The following is a 14,766-nucleotide window of genomic DNA, read 5'->3' as shown; positions in this document are numbered from 1 at the left end:
ACTTAAAGATGTTGATCAGTAAGGTTTTGGCTATGAATGTTCTGTGTAAACTTATTCTACCTTGTGGGCTGCTCGTGCTCGCAGGCTGCTCGTCTTACCCCACGTCGCAAGCAGATAGCTACAGTGTGGTGTCTGGCATGCCCAATCACACCATTGAGTATATTCAGCACAGTGATACCAAATTGGGTAGCCAAATGAATGTTGGCGATACAGTCTCGCTGTCTCTTCAAACAGGCGAGCAATCCTTTCTTATTGAGCAACGCTACTTTTCCGCAATTGGCACGACGTGTTTCGCCATGCGTCACGTCGCCTCGTCTCTGAAATCCACGCAAACCTCGCAGTACAACCTTTGTGAATACCCCCAAGGTTGGGGCATTGTGCGAGCGTTTCGTAACTAGCGCTTATCGCCTCGCGCGTCGATTTACACCTCGCGATAAGCCCCGTGCCGCCAAGCACTAGGGCTTCCTTAACAGGCCTAACAAGAGTGGGTTGTAGCACCTAACTTTGATTTCCAGAGAACCAACAAGAATGAAAAGACTAATCACTATTTTTCTAATTGCGTTTACGGTTACAACAGCCGCACAAAGCGCTTCACGCAGTGAGCTCATGGCAGCCGCTAAGCAAGCACAAGGCGTATCCAGTACCGCAAACGCCTCTGACGACACTGTCAAAGCGAATTGGCAATCATCGAATTACGGCCCCGTTCAGAATCAGCAAACAACTCGCGATGACGCTGATATTCATCCCTTTGGTTACTCGCTCTTCCAAGGCGGTTTTCGTGGCCTACGGTCGGACGGGCTTAATCCCAATTACCGTATTTTGCCCGGCGATCAGGTCACGATAAAAACCTGGGGCGCCTTTGAAATGGAGCGTACCTTACCGGTTGATGCACAAGGCAACATTTTTATTCCCTCAATTGGCCCAGTGAATGTTAAAGGGATCCCCAACAGCCGTTTAAATACCGTAGTGTCAGCCGCGATACGCAAAACCTATTCAGATAAAGTTCGCGTATACACTAACTTGCAAGGCGTACAGCCTATCTCAGTATTTGTCGCAGGTTTTGTTGAAAACCCTGGCCGATATTCAGGCGTGCCAAGCGATTCAGCGTTAATGTTTCTGGATCAAGCCGGCGGTATTGATGATCAGCTAGGTAGCTATCGAGAGATTTCGCTGTTGCGCGATGGCAAAGTCATCAGTCAATTAGATCTGTATCAATACATGCTAGAAGGGGAGCTCACTCACCCTCAGTTGCAACAAGGCGACACCTTATTAGTGACAAAGCGAAAGCCGACCGTCGTAGTGAAAGGAGATATCGGTCGCACATTCCGTTTTGAACTGAAAGATAGCAATACTCAAGGAGAGGAGATCCTAGCACTCACGCAATTGGATCCTGCCGTTACTCATGTATTGCAACGGGGTACACGTAACAAAGAGTGGATTGCGCACTACTTATCCTTGCAAGATTTCACTCATGTCGACGTTGCGGACGGCGATGAACTGGTCTTTGTTGGCGACAGCAAAGATCAACAAATCGTCGTTAAATTAGAAGGTGCGTTTACAGGACAATCAAATTTTGTATTGCCCAAAAATACCACGCTGGCGGAACTGTTAACCAGTGTGGCCGTTGACCCGCAAGAAACGAATTATCAACAAATTTCACTGTCCCGCGTCAGCGTTGCCGAACGCCAGAAAAAAGCGTTGGATGAGAGCTTGCGACGCCTTGAGGCGACTTACCTAGGTGCGTCTTCTTCAACCGCAGAAGAATCATCGATTCGTGTACGAGAAGCGGAACTGATCAGCCAGTTTGTTCAAAAAGCCTCTCAAGTCGAGCCGGATGGCACTATGGTAGTAACCAACCAAGGCAAACTGACCGATATTCGCTTACAAGATGGTGATGTAATCCGGCTACCTGAGCGCAGCAGTACTGTGCTGATCACCGGTGAAGTCTTTGTACCGCAATCAATCGTCTTTACCCCGGGTAAAACCGCGATTGATTATATTGAAGCATCGGGTGGCTTTAGCCAACATGCCAATGAAGACAACATTCTAATCGTGCGTCAGAATGGTGAAGTGGTGTCGGCTAAAGACTTTGCGGTGCAAGCCGGAGACCAAATTCTTGTGCTCCCGAAAGCGGCAACCAAAAACCTGCAATTAGCGTCAACCCTGACCCAAATCCTCTATCAAATTGCGGTATCAGCCAAAGTGATCATGGACTTGTAATGAGTTATCAACCTCGGCATCCATTAAAAGTCTGCAAACACGTTTGGCATGCACTGTTTATGCGCGAAGCCATGGCACGCATGAGCGCGGACCGGTTCGGATGGAGCTGGATTTTGCTCGAGCCCATCCTTCACCTCATGATCTTTATTGGGGTGCGGCAACTGATGGGGCGAATAAAGTACATTCAAGGGGCGGAATTTATCCCTTGGCTGATCATCGGCATTATCACCTTCATGGTTTTTCGCGATGCCATGATGCGCTCCATGGGAGCGATACGCGCCAATAGCTCTCTGTTTGCTTATCGCCAAGTACACCCCCTTGACCCTGTTATTGTCCGCGCGTTTCTGGAATTCACCATTCGCAGTGTGGTGCTAAGCCTCATTGTGGTGTCATTGATGTTTTTCGGCGGCTATCGCGGCCCCGATGAACCCTTGATTGTTATCGCAATGTGGGTGTTGGCGTGGTGGCTAGGGCTCAGTTTTGGCCTAGTGCTATCTGTGGTGGCGACTATTGCGGAAGAAGTCGAGAAAATCGTTAAGTTACTGATGTTTCCGCTTTATATGTTGTCGGGCGCAATGTTTCCTCTCAAGGCTCTGCCTCATGAATTGCGCGAAGTGTTGATGTATAACCCGCTAGTGCATGTGTTGGAATTGCTCCGCCATGCTTACTTTCATGGCTACTACATGCTCAGTGGCGTCAGTTTACTCTACCCCGTGCAATGCGCGCTGGTGGCGAGCCTATTGGGACTAATGCTGCATGTGCGGTTTAAATCAAGATTAATGTCAGCATGATAGAAGTTAAAAACATGTCTAAGCGCTACCACGGCCCCTTTGGTAGCAATTGGGTATTAAAAGACGTGAACTTTACCATTCCGCAGGGGGTAAGTGTGGGCGTGGTAGGCAAGAACGGGGCCGGTAAATCCACCTTGTTGCGATTACTCTCCGGCATGGATATGCCCGACCAAGGCACCATCGAGCGAAAGTGCAGTGTTTCTTGGCCAATTGGCTTAAGTGGCGGCTTTCAGCGCAATATGACTGGGCGCCAGAACGTAAAATTTGTCGCGCGTATTCACGGTGATGAAAGCAAAATTGAACGCATTATTCAATTTGTTCAAGACTTCTCCGAAATTGGTGCCGCGTTTGATAAGCCCATTCGCACCTACTCAAGCGGGATGAAAAGTCGCTTGTCTTTTGGTTTATCACTCGCCTTTGATTTTGATGTGTATTTGTCAGACGAAGCCACCGCAGTCGGGGACAAAAGCTTTCGGCAAAAAGCCACTAAAGCCTTTAAAGACCGCATTGGTCAAGCCAGCATTATTATGGTGTCGCACAGCGAAGGAATCTTAAAAGATCTCTGCCAAGCAGGGCTTTGGGTTCATGAAGGTAAAGCTATTTGGTATGACGACCTAGAAGATGCCATACACGATTATCATAAGAGTATTAAAAAATGAAAGTAGTTCTTCGTAAGCATTTACAGTGGTTTTTATGCTTGGGCATTATTGTCGCTGCCGGTATTTATTACGGCTTACTCGCCACCGATCGCTACGTTTCGCAAGCCAATGTAGTATTAAAAAGCCCAGAAATTATCCCTACAGGTTTCAGTGTTTCATCATTGCTTTCGGGCACATCAGGGGCCGGTGATTTGTTGCTATTAAAAGAGCACCTTGAATCGGTAGATATGACGATCAAACTCCAAAAGGATCTCGATCTTCGCCACCATTACGCGCAAGACAACATCGATTTTATTGCGCGTTTATCCAGTGCCGATGTTCCGTTGGAAATGTTCCATCAATACCTACGCAAGCGAATCAACATTGAATTTGACGACTACACCAAGGTATTGCGTATTCGCGTTGAAGCGTATACGCCCGAAATGGCGCAGCGCATTGCTAAAACCTTACTGAATGAAGGTGAAAAGCATATGAATGCAATGGGGCGTCGCTTAGCGCAAGAGCAACTGAACTTTATTGAAAAACAAGTAAAAAACATGTCGGAGCGTTTGCATCAAGCGCGTGAAAAACTACTGGCCTATCAAAACCAACATAACCTTATTTCGCCCAAAGCGACGGTTGAAGAAACCTTGAAGATTATTGCTGAATTAAAAGGGCAATTGGCAATTACACAATCAAAGCGACAAGCGCTGAGCAGTTTTCAAACTGCGCGTTCGCCAGAAATGCAGCGGCTTAAAAGTGAAATTGATGCTTTAGAAACGCAAGTGCAGCAAGAAAAGCGATTGCTGACGCAAAATAAAGATCACGCGCTTAACCGTGTAACTGCCGAATATCAAACCTTAGAAATGCAGGCTAAGTTTGCACTTGAACTCTACTCAAACGCGTTAACGGCGCTGGAGACCACACGGGTTGAAACGGCGCGTAAATTGAAGCAAGTGTCTGTGCTGCAATACCCGAGCTTACCGGAATACTCGACTGAGCCTCGTCGTTTTCACAACTGGGTGGTGTGGAGCCTGATGAGTTTGTTCTTCTTCGCTGTTGTCCATCTTGGCCGCAGTATCATCCGAGATCATCGAGACTGATGGCGTAACATGGCAAAAACTCAGAGGGATAAACTGATTTGGCCAATACCTCCCGCGCCATTTATACACCGATTCACGCCAAAAGCGGCAAAACCTCAAGCCTTGTTGAGCATTGGGTTGAATCATGCCGAGCCAAAGGCTGAACAGGGATGGACAAAAAGCCATCAGCAATGGCTAGACAGTGTAACGCGCCATCAACTCAGTGTGCTTGGATTGGATCACGCACATTCAACCGCACAACCGCCTAGCGATCCGCGGAGCTATGTGCTGATGGTTCTCGAGCCTGATGATGTAAGCCAAGCGGCGATCCAGAAAGCGGCACAGTATGCGCGGCAATACAACGCCCATATTTGGTTTGTGCTGGTTGACCAACAGTTACATAGACAATCCCATGTTCCTCGTCGTGTCATGCAGGTTTTGGCGCATGCACGTCAACAACAGCCCCTATTTTTGTGGCAGCAACTGAATACCGAGAGTCGGCCCATTCACTGGGTTGCTAATGCAAAATGTGTGATCAGCGGGCGAGGTGAGCTACTGGTTGAAGCCGCTATGTATGGTGTGCCCTTTGTCACTTTGCCAGGAACGGCACAATCACTGCTCGCCAACGTTATGCATCAAACCGGATGCACGCTTGGGTATGTAAAACACTGGTCATCGGCACAAATACAACAGTTATTGTTGGCCACATGGCTGCACAGCGATGTGTGTGTTCAACACCCTGACACGCTCAAAAACATCACACCATTGGCTGCTATTTCGTGGTTGGCTGTGCAAATGGCCGGTCGGCGACGCACGCCCAGCCATTTAGTGGCCTGTGGTGTTAACCCATACTGGCGACCAAGCTTTCGTGCTTTTTTTCAAGGCAGTCGGTTGCGTTTTATGCATCACAATGCAGCACCTGACACGATTCAACGTCACGAAACTCCGCTTATTTGGGGAAGCCGTCAACGCACCTATGGGGCGCGGTCGGTCTTGCGTGTTGAAGATGGCTTTATTCGTTCGGTTGGGTTAGGGGCGCTGTTTGCCAAGCCCATTTCTTGGGTGGTGGATAAAATGGGGATCTATTTCGATGCCACGCAGCCCTCAGAGCTTGAACATTACCTTGCTAATCATGAATTTAGCGAACATGAACGCCAACAAGGGCGCGCTCTGAAACAGCTATTGGTGGCGCAATCACTCACCAAATACAACACGGGTGGTGCGACCTGGGACCGGCCAACCACACAAAAACCAATACATTTGGTGGTTGGCCAAGTGGAATCTGATGCGTCACTTGCGTTGGGCTCTCCCTATGTGCGCACCAATATGGAACTTCTTCAACAGGTGCGCCAACAATATCCAGACGCATACATTATTTATAAACCGCATCCAGATGTTATTGCAGGCGCACGAAAAGCAGGCGAGAACGAACAACGCGCCCAACAGTGGTGTGATCAAATAGAAGCCCATGTGGGCATTGAGCATCTTTACCCGCATGTCGATGCCGTACATGTGATGAGTTCGTTAGCGGGGTTTGAAGCACTGATCCGCGACAAGCACGTGATTTGTCATGGCCTGCCTTTTTATGCGGGCTGGGGCGTGACCGACGATCAGTGTTCGGTAGCGCGGCGCAATGTGCAGCGCACGTTGGATGAGCTGATCTATGCCGCGTATATTTGGTATCCGCTTTATATCCATCCTTATTCGGGCTACTACATCACCGCATTTGAGGCGGTGGAATTGCTAGCAAAACAAAAACAACAACGTCAACGGTTTAGCCAGAAAATAACTGGCTTAGTCGCCAAAACCGCCCGTCAACTCGCAGGGGTGAAATGACACAAAAAACCATTGCCATCGTCGGCACCTTGGCGGAAAGCTTAGTCGGGTTTCGTGGTGAGCTAATAAAAGACATGGTTGCCGCTGGGCACATCGTGTATGCCTTTGTTAGTGAAATGACCTTTACCCAGCAACTACGTATCCTTGAGCTGGGCGCCACGCCAATTCGTTATTCGCTGAGCCGTTTAGGGATTAACCCTTACCAAGATATTAAAACGGTGCATCAACTGTATACATTATTTAAGCAGTATCGTATTGACGTATCGTTTTGTTATTTCGCTAAGCCGGTTATTTATGGCACGTTGGCGGCAACCTTAGCCGGTGTTCCACTGCGTGTGGCTAAGATTGAAGGATTAGGGCGACCTTTTACGCCACCACCTAACGGGTTCAGTAAAAAGCAAAAAATATTGCAGAACGTTCAAGTGTTTCTTTATCGCTGTGCGTTACGTTTTAGCCATCATCTTTTTTTACTCAACCCAGACGACAAGCGCGACCTAATAGACAAAAACCACATCCGTACCGGCCAAGTGCATTTGATAAATGGGATCGGCTTAAACCTGAACCATTACCAATTTCAAGCGCCGGTGACCGCACCAGTGCGTTTTGTATTTATTGGCCGCTTGCTCAATGAAAAAGGTATTTGGTACTACTTGCAGGCCGCACAAGCCTTAAAAGAAGCCGGTTATCGAGCTGAATGCTGGGTGGTAGGTGCGCCCGATCAAGGACGCGATGCGGTATCCCCGGAGCTGTTAAAACAAAAAGTGCATGAAGGAATTATTCACTACACCGGTAAAGTCGATGATGTGCGTATTCCACTAAAAAAATCCTCTGTGTTTGTTTTACCGTCTTACTACCGAGAAGGCGTGCCCCGAAGCACCCAAGAGGCAATGGCGATGGGCCGGGCGGTGATCACCACCAGTGGCCCTGGGTGTAAAGAAACCGTAGTACACCAAAAAAACGGCTTATTAATTCCGCCGCATGATCCGCAGGCGCTATTTAACGCGATGAAAGCCTACATCAACCACCCTGAGTGGATTATTCAACACGGAGCGGCGGGCTATCAATTAGCGTTACAGCGTTACGATGTAAAAAAAATCAATCAACACATGATGCAACGGATTGGGTTAGCAACCGTGGTATTGCCTCCGAAGCAGGTGGCAGACGTGACGACCAATCGCATACCCAATGTCGCGAAAGAAAGAAGTAAAACAGAAAGCGCCGAATATACCGATTAATCAATTTAAACCAGTGGTTAGGTGAAATGGAGAGAAAAATGAAAGTCATTGCTAGCACCATAAAGAGTGCACAGTGGCAGGCGTGGCTGAGTCAGCAAACCAGCCCGTTTCCGGTTGTGCAAACGTGCACAAGTAGCATGGGCAACAGTGAGGCAGTGATTATTGCCACCCCTTGCACGCTAACGGATATCGACCAAAATTTGCAGGCCTTTGACGACGTAGTGCTGCACGTTTGGGATGCAAAATCGACCTTAGCCGATGCATTGCGCAATGGTGGTGACGAAACTGCCATTAACAAAACGTTAGCCGAATGGATGCACGTTACCAAAACCCTGCTTGCATGGCTGCCAAACCACCAACACAAGGTTAATCTGGTTAGCCATACTCACGCGACCTTTTATATTGAGGCGTGGCAGGGGTGGTTGTGCTCCTTGGGCATTGAATGGCCAGACGCATCTAGTATGGCACCGCGCACTCAACAAGATGAATATGACATTTTCGCGGCGTATTATGTCACGCAGCACCCTGAGCTTGCGCAACTCGAACAGCTGCTGTTTAGTGTGACCTTGCCAATGGGTGATACTTACCCCACGTTACCCTTCGATATGACGGGTTTAGCCCAGCAAAGTCAGCAAGCGGTTGAGCAACTACGGTATGCCAATAAGCAACAGCGTGACTACCAAGAAAAGCTAGATGCCCTAAAGCAAGCACATGAGGCCGAGCGGGATAAACACAACGAAAAACTGGACGGATTGCAACAACAAAAGCAAAGCTGGGAAGCGCGTTGCAAAGACAGTGAACGCCAAATCCAACATTTAACCCAAGAAAACGATCTGCTTTTAACGGAGTTGCATCGCACGCAAGAGACGTTAGAGTCCACACTGCTACAAAATCAGCAAACCGAAGAGCAACACCAAGCAAGCATTAAGCGCCTAGAAAACGCGGAAAGTGATACAACCGCGTTAAAGCAGGAAAACCAAGCACTTGTCACCGAGCTACATAATACGAAACAATCTTTAGATGAGGCATTGGCGCAGCAGCAACGCTTAACTAAACGCTCCGCCGAGCTTGAGCAGACTATTGCGCAACACAACAAGCAATACGCGCAACTCAACGCGGACTATACCGCAAGCCAAAACAAACTCTCGGCATTAGAGCAGAAAAAACACCATAAGATTGATGAGCTAACACAACATAACCACACGCTTACAGAAGAAAACAGCATGATTATTGCTGAGCTTCATCGTGTTCAAGAAGCCTTAGAAGCTCTCTACAACGAAAAAAGCGCTCTTGATGAGCAAGTAAGTCAGCAGCAAGAGCAGTTAACCGAGCAAGCACAGCAGCTAAAAGCAAACAATGCCAAAATAGCGAGCCTATCGAAACGCGTGCGCTTAACGAAATTAGAGCTTGCTCAAGCGCTGGCCAGCAAAACACTGCTTGAAAAAGAGCTTACGGCTCATCACAACTCGGCATTGTGGAAAGTCACTGTACCAGTGCGTAAATTCCGTCAAACGCCAAAACGTAAACGGGCCGAAAAACTCGCGCAACAAAAGCTACTAATCGAACTCTCAAGCTTTTTTGATAAAGAGTGGTATCTAAATCAATACCCTGATGTTGAACAGCAAGGCTTAGATCCCATTGATCACTACCTGCGCTTTGGTGCGCAAGAGGGGCGCAACCCTAGTCCTGACTTTGATACACGTTGGTATTTAAAAACCTATCCCGATGTGGCAGAGAGTGGATTAAATCCGCTTATACACTTTATTAAATTTGGTAATAGAGAAGAGCGCCAAACTGCTGCGAAGTTGCTTGAACTTAAGTAACGAATTATTCCATTAATATTAAAATTTAGGTAAAAAATGACATCTAAAACTTTTTTAGTTACCGGTGGAGCAGGTTTTATTGGCTCTGCTGTCGTACGCGAGCTTATCGATAATACATCACATACAGTAATAAATGTCGACAAATTAACTTACGCAGGTAATCTTGAATCGTTAGTAAATGTACAAGATAACTCTCGGTATCACTTTGTCCAAGCAGATATCTGCGATGCAGAAAAAATGGCTCAGGTGTTTGCTCATTTTAATCCCGATGTGGTAATGCACTTAGCGGCAGAAAGCCATGTTGACCGTTCCATTGACGGTCCCGCTGATTTTATTCAAACGAATATTCTAGGGACTTACACCTTGTTGGAAGCAGCCCGCACCTATTGGTCAGCGCTATCGATAGAGCAAAAGTCGCAGTTTCGTTTTCACCATATTTCGACCGATGAAGTCTACGGCGACTTACACGGAACGGATGACTTGTTCACTGAAACGACACCTTATGCGCCTAGCTCACCGTATTCCGCGAGTAAGGCGAGCAGCGATCATTTAGTACGAGCTTGGCAGCGTACTTTTGGATTACCGACCCTTGTGACCAATTGTAGTAACAACTATGGTCCATACCATTTTCCAGAAAAACTTGTCCCCTTAGTTATTATTAATGCACTAGAAGGTAAGCCACTACCTGTTTATGGCGATGGTCAACAAGTTCGTGATTGGCTGTTTGTAGAAGACCATGCTCGCGCCCTGATCAAAGTTGCTACCGAAGGAAAGGTTGGTGAAACTTATAATATTGGCGGCCACAATGAACAAACTAACCTTCACGTTGTAGAAAGCATTTGCGATCTTATTGATGAATTTTTACCGATTGAACATTCTCGTCGCGATCTTATTACCTTTGTTAAAGATCGTCCTGGTCATGATGTACGCTATGCGATTGATGCCAGTAAAATAGCGCGCGAGTTAGGTTGGAAACCACAAGAAACCTTTGCATCAGGCCTACGTAAAACCGTTATTTGGTATTTAGAAAATCGACAATGGTGGCAGCGTGTTCGTGATGGTAGCTACGCCGGTGAGCGTTTGGGAGTGCACTCGTGAAAATTTTAATAACCGGCGGTAGTGGTCAAGTTGGGTTTGAACTACAACGTGTACTTAGTGTATTTGGAGAGTGTATTGCACCTACACCAGACCAATTAGATCTCGCTGATCAACAGGCCGTGTCGACTTATTTAGAGTCCCTAAAGCCTTCGATGATCGTCAACGCCGCGGCCTATACAGCGGTAGACAAAGCGGAGAGCGAGCCTGAGCTTGCAGAACGTTTGAATGCAAAGTTACCCGAGCAACTAGCCTCTTATTGCGCAAAGCATGATATTTGGCTGATTCATTACTCGACTGACTATGTATATGATGGCAGTGGTGAAGAAGCCAGACCAGAAGATCATCCGACCGCGCCATTATCTATTTATGGCGCTAGCAAATTACGAGGTGATCAGGCTATAGCGCGCAGTGGTACAGCATATTATATTTTCCGAACATCATGGGTTTATGGCGCACGTGGCAATAATTTCGTTAAAACTATGCTGCGTTTGGGACGCGAGAAGGCATCATTAAATATCGTTAATGATCAAATTGGTGCACCGACTTCAGCACGCCTTATTGCGCAGGTTACGGCACAAGCACTTGCACAGCGCGCTAATGATAAAGTGGGCGTTTATCATTTAACCACTTCAGGTTCATGCAGCTGGCAGCAATTCGCTCAAGAAATCTTTACGCAAGCTGAACAATTAAAAATACCATTATCGATAACACCGGGAGCTGTAGAAGGAATACCAACGTCCAGTTATCCAACACCGGCTCAACGACCTTTAAATAGTCGCTTAAAATTAGAAAAAATAGAAAAAGCATTTCAATTGACTTTACCAGATTGGAAAAGTCAACTACGTCTAGTAATGGCTGAAATTAGAGAGTGTCAAGGCTAAATTATGGAAAATCAAAAAAAAGTAATACAGAACTCACCACACAATACCAAAGGGATAATTCTTGCTGGGGGAAGTGGAACACGTTTACATCCTATAACACTTGGTGTGTCTAAACAGCTTCTACCGATTTATGATAAACCAATGATTTATTTTCCCATCTCTGTATTAATGCTGGCGGGTATTAAAGACATCCTAATTATATCGACGCCGGAAGACTTACCGAACTTTAAAAAATTACTTGGTTCTGGAGAAGATTTTGGTGTTAACTTTGAGTATGCAGAGCAACCAAGCCCGGATGGCTTAGCGCAAGCATTTATTATCGGTGAGTCATTTATTGGCGACTCTAATGTTTGTTTAGTGTTAGGTGATAATATTTTTCATGGACAACACTTTAGTGAAATGTTAATTAAAGCAGCTTCTCAGTCTGAGGGGGCTACAGTATTTGGGTATCTCGTAAAAGATCCTGAACGGTTCGGCGTAGTAGAGTTTGATGAATGCGGTAATGCGATAAGTATCGAAGAAAAACCTACACAGCCTAAAAGTGATTATGCAGTGACCGGGCTCTATTTTTACGATAACCAAGTGGTAGACATTGCTAAAAAAGTTGAGCCTAGTGAACGTGGTGAATTAGAGATTACCTCTGTTAACAATGCTTATCTTGAACGTAAACAATTGCGTGTACAAAAACTAGGACGTGGTTTTGCGTGGTTAGATACCGGTACACACGATAGCCTGATTGACGCTTCACAATATGTACAAACCGTTGAACATCGTCAAGGTTTGAAAATTGCTTGTCTAGAAGAAATTGCTTGGCGCAATGGCTGGTTAACGTCCGAACAACTTAATCAACGCGGTCATAAATTGCATAAAACAGATTATGGCCAATATATGTTGAATCTAGTCAAGCAAGAGCAGCTAAATGTTGTTCGTCAAGAACCACAACAAATTACAGAAGAGAAAGTAGAGGCCGCCACACTATGAAATATGAAAAATTAGCGATCCCCGATGTTGTATTGCTGACGCCTCAAATTTTTGGTGATGAGCGCGGCTTTTTTCTTGAAACCTTTCGGCAAAGCGAATTTGAGCAGCACTGTGGTCCTTACCAGTTTGTTCAAGACAACCATAGTAAATCAAAGCATGGCATCTTACGTGGCTTGCATTACCAGCTAGAAAAGCCGCAAGGTAAACTTGTTAGAGTTACACAGGGTGAAGTGTTTGATGTTGCTGTAGATATGCGTAAAAGTAGTCCAACTTTTGGCAAATGGGTTGGTGTGACACTCAACGCCGATAATAAACAAATGCTATGGATTCCACCAGGATTTGCACACGGCTTTTATGTCACCAGCGACGAAGCAGAATTTCAATATAAATGTACCGATTACTATAACCCCGGGGATGAGTATTCACTACTATGGAATGATGTTCAAGTTGGTATTCAATGGCCGGAAATGCAACGACCTCCGCAATTAGCAAAAAAAGATACAGAAGGACAGCAGTTCGGATACTGTCCATACTTTAAATAAGGACATATCGCTAATGTCTAAAGACCAACTACTGAGTCGTTCAGAAATTAAAAGTTTGATTCGAGAGCTATGGTCCGAAGGAAGATGGCTAAAGCTAGCAACTATAGATACGCATCATTTTAAACTTACTGCTTTAGAAAGAGCATATATTGCTTTAGCTCACTTTCATATTGGAGAGCATGAACGAGCAGAGCGATTTCTAGAAGAGTTAAAGAAAAACCGAAGCGTTTATAATAAGTTGTCACACTTAATGCTATCAAGTTACAACCTTAACTTCTCAAGAAGCTTACAGGCATTAGAAAGATCTCATAACCTCAACGTGACCAACRATAGTCAATCTAACCCATTTATGGTGCAAAAAATTGACGAGGTTGATCTTGGCGATGCCTGGGCAGGTAATACGGTTAATACAGTTATTTTTAGGCATCATGGTCTATTTAGTAAAAGTGGGTGGCAATATACCGCTTTTTATGTTGATAACAGTACGTTGAGAGTTATAAAAAGAAATTTAGGAAGTGAGGGTTATTCTTATATTGATATTATAGGCGATTACAATATCCAAGATGCCCATAATAGTATTAGTTTAGGTATGGATAAWTGTGGTCACATACATATTAGCTATGATCACCACGGAACTAAGCTGAAATACAGAAAGTCACTTTATCCTTTTGATATATTATCTTGGTCTGAAGAAATAGACATGACAGGCTCAAGAGAAAGTAAAGTTACCTATCCATGCTTTTTGATGCCTAAAGGCAATGAGAGATTATTAGTCCTATATCGAGATGGTAATCATCAAAAGGGAAGTGCTTATATTAAAGAGTATGATGATTCTAGAGAATGTTGGCACGATTCAGAAACCGCTATCCTATCAGGAGAGTTAAACCACCCATGGACAAGTAATGCTTATTGGAATCATCCAGTGAGAGATTCACTAGGTGATTTACATTTAAGCTTCGTATGGCGAACTCACCATATAAATGGTGATCATATCAACAATATGAATATATGCTATGCGAGATCACCTGATAACGGTAAGACTTGGTATTCATCAAATATGAAGCCTTTTCAGTTACCAATAACACAGGTAAATGCAGAGGTTATTTGGCCTATATCACCTGCTAGTAATCTAATAAACCAAACTAGTATGGCTGTTGACAGTAAAAACCAACCTCATATTGTTTTTTATTCGAATGATCATGAAGGTATTGTACAATATCAACATTTATACTTTGATGGAGAAAAGTGGAACCATCAATTCATATCAAAACGTACAGTTCCTTTTGATTTATGTGGTGGTGGAACTTTACGAATTCCGATATCAAGACCAGAAATATTGATAGATAAAAAAGACAATGTTTTTGTCATCTATCGAGGCGATATTACAGATAATAAACTGGCCTTACTTTACCTTCCAAAACCAACTTACAAATATGATAAAGCTAATGAGAAAATAATATATGATGAAGACTTAGGCTCCGCAGAGCCGGTTATTGATAGGTTACTATGGGAAGAAAAAAATATTCTCTCCATATTCATCCAATACAATGAGCAGCCTAATCATGACTTGAATCATAATAGTATATACTCATCAGCTAAGATCATTGATCTACGTATTTCTGTATAAATAATATTAATC

At 45.1% G+C, this 14,766-nt stretch carries 13 protein-coding genes; all 13 read left to right on the top strand.

Translation table 11 applies throughout. The features are described from left to right. Positions 1-398 (top strand): hypothetical protein (locus tag BZG84_RS15345; RefSeq protein ID WP_206744478.1); only part of this gene is annotated, 398 nt, incomplete at its 5' end. 130 nt (positions 399-528) lie between these two features. After that, positions 529-2,220, top strand: a complete 1,692-nt coding sequence (locus BZG84_RS15340; RefSeq protein WP_077678442.1) for a polysaccharide biosynthesis/export family protein — start codon at positions 529-531, stop codon at positions 2,218-2,220. Next, entirely contained in the window at positions 2,220-3,011 is a 792-nt protein-coding gene (locus BZG84_RS15335; protein WP_077481617.1) for an ABC transporter permease, read from the top strand. Before BZG84_RS15340 ends, BZG84_RS15335 begins: the two co-directional genes overlap by 1 nt. 14 nt (positions 3,012-3,025) lie before the next feature. Beyond that, positions 3,026-3,670: an ABC transporter ATP-binding protein gene (locus tag BZG84_RS15330; RefSeq protein WP_232112016.1), complete on the top strand. Its 645-nt coding sequence runs from the start codon at positions 3,026-3,028 to the stop codon at positions 3,668-3,670. Then, positions 3,667-4,752: a chain-length determining protein gene (locus BZG84_RS15325; RefSeq protein WP_077662140.1), complete on the top strand. Its 1,086-nt coding sequence runs from the start codon at positions 3,667-3,669 to the stop codon at positions 4,750-4,752. Before BZG84_RS15330 ends, BZG84_RS15325 begins: the two co-directional genes overlap by 4 nt. A gap of 9 nt (positions 4,753-4,761) precedes the next feature. Then, complete coding sequence (locus BZG84_RS15320) at positions 4,762-6,567, top strand: capsular polysaccharide export protein, LipB/KpsS family (RefSeq protein ID WP_077678441.1); 1,806 nt, start codon at positions 4,762-4,764, stop codon at positions 6,565-6,567. Beyond that, the gene (locus BZG84_RS15315; protein WP_077678440.1) at positions 6,564-7,802 is read left to right on the top strand and encodes a glycosyltransferase family 4 protein; all 1,239 of its coding nucleotides are present in this window, start codon (positions 6,564-6,566) and stop codon (positions 7,800-7,802) included. The genes BZG84_RS15320 and BZG84_RS15315 overlap by 4 nt, the downstream gene beginning before the upstream one ends. 38 nt (positions 7,803-7,840) lie before the next feature. Further along, the gene (locus tag BZG84_RS15310) at positions 7,841-9,625 is read left to right on the top strand and encodes a hypothetical protein (protein WP_077678439.1); all 1,785 of its coding nucleotides are present in this window, start codon (positions 7,841-7,843) and stop codon (positions 9,623-9,625) included. A 36-nt stretch (positions 9,626-9,661) separates the two neighbouring features. Further along, positions 9,662-10,723 carry a dTDP-glucose 4,6-dehydratase gene (gene rfbB, locus BZG84_RS15305; RefSeq protein ID WP_077678438.1) on the top strand — a complete coding sequence of 354 codons (1,062 nt, stop codon included), beginning with the start codon at positions 9,662-9,664 and terminating at the stop codon, positions 10,721-10,723. Then, positions 10,720-11,604: a dTDP-4-dehydrorhamnose reductase gene (rfbD, locus tag BZG84_RS15300; protein WP_077678437.1), complete on the top strand. Its 885-nt coding sequence runs from the start codon at positions 10,720-10,722 to the stop codon at positions 11,602-11,604. Before rfbB ends, rfbD begins: the two co-directional genes overlap by 4 nt. Before the next feature lie 3 nt (positions 11,605-11,607). Beyond that, positions 11,608-12,585: a glucose-1-phosphate thymidylyltransferase RfbA gene (gene rfbA / locus BZG84_RS15295; protein ID WP_077678436.1), complete on the top strand. Its 978-nt coding sequence runs from the start codon at positions 11,608-11,610 to the stop codon at positions 12,583-12,585. After that, entirely contained in the window at positions 12,582-13,127 is a 546-nt protein-coding gene (rfbC, locus tag BZG84_RS15290) for a dTDP-4-dehydrorhamnose 3,5-epimerase (protein ID WP_077678435.1), read from the top strand. The genes rfbA and rfbC overlap by 4 nt, the downstream gene beginning before the upstream one ends. 13 nt (positions 13,128-13,140) lie before the next feature. Next, positions 13,141-14,754, top strand: coding sequence for a BNR repeat-containing protein (locus BZG84_RS15285; RefSeq protein WP_077678434.1), 1,614 nt, complete (start codon positions 13,141-13,143; stop codon positions 14,752-14,754). Positions 14,755-14,766: the final 12 nt, after the last annotated feature.

It is taken from the genome of Salinivibrio sp. PR932, assembly GCF_001996125.1.
Taxonomy (GTDB): Bacteria; Pseudomonadota; Gammaproteobacteria; order Enterobacterales; family Vibrionaceae; genus Salinivibrio; species Salinivibrio proteolyticus.
The sequence above is the reverse complement of the archived record's forward strand: the minus strand, read 5'-3'. Positions and strand labels throughout refer to the sequence as shown.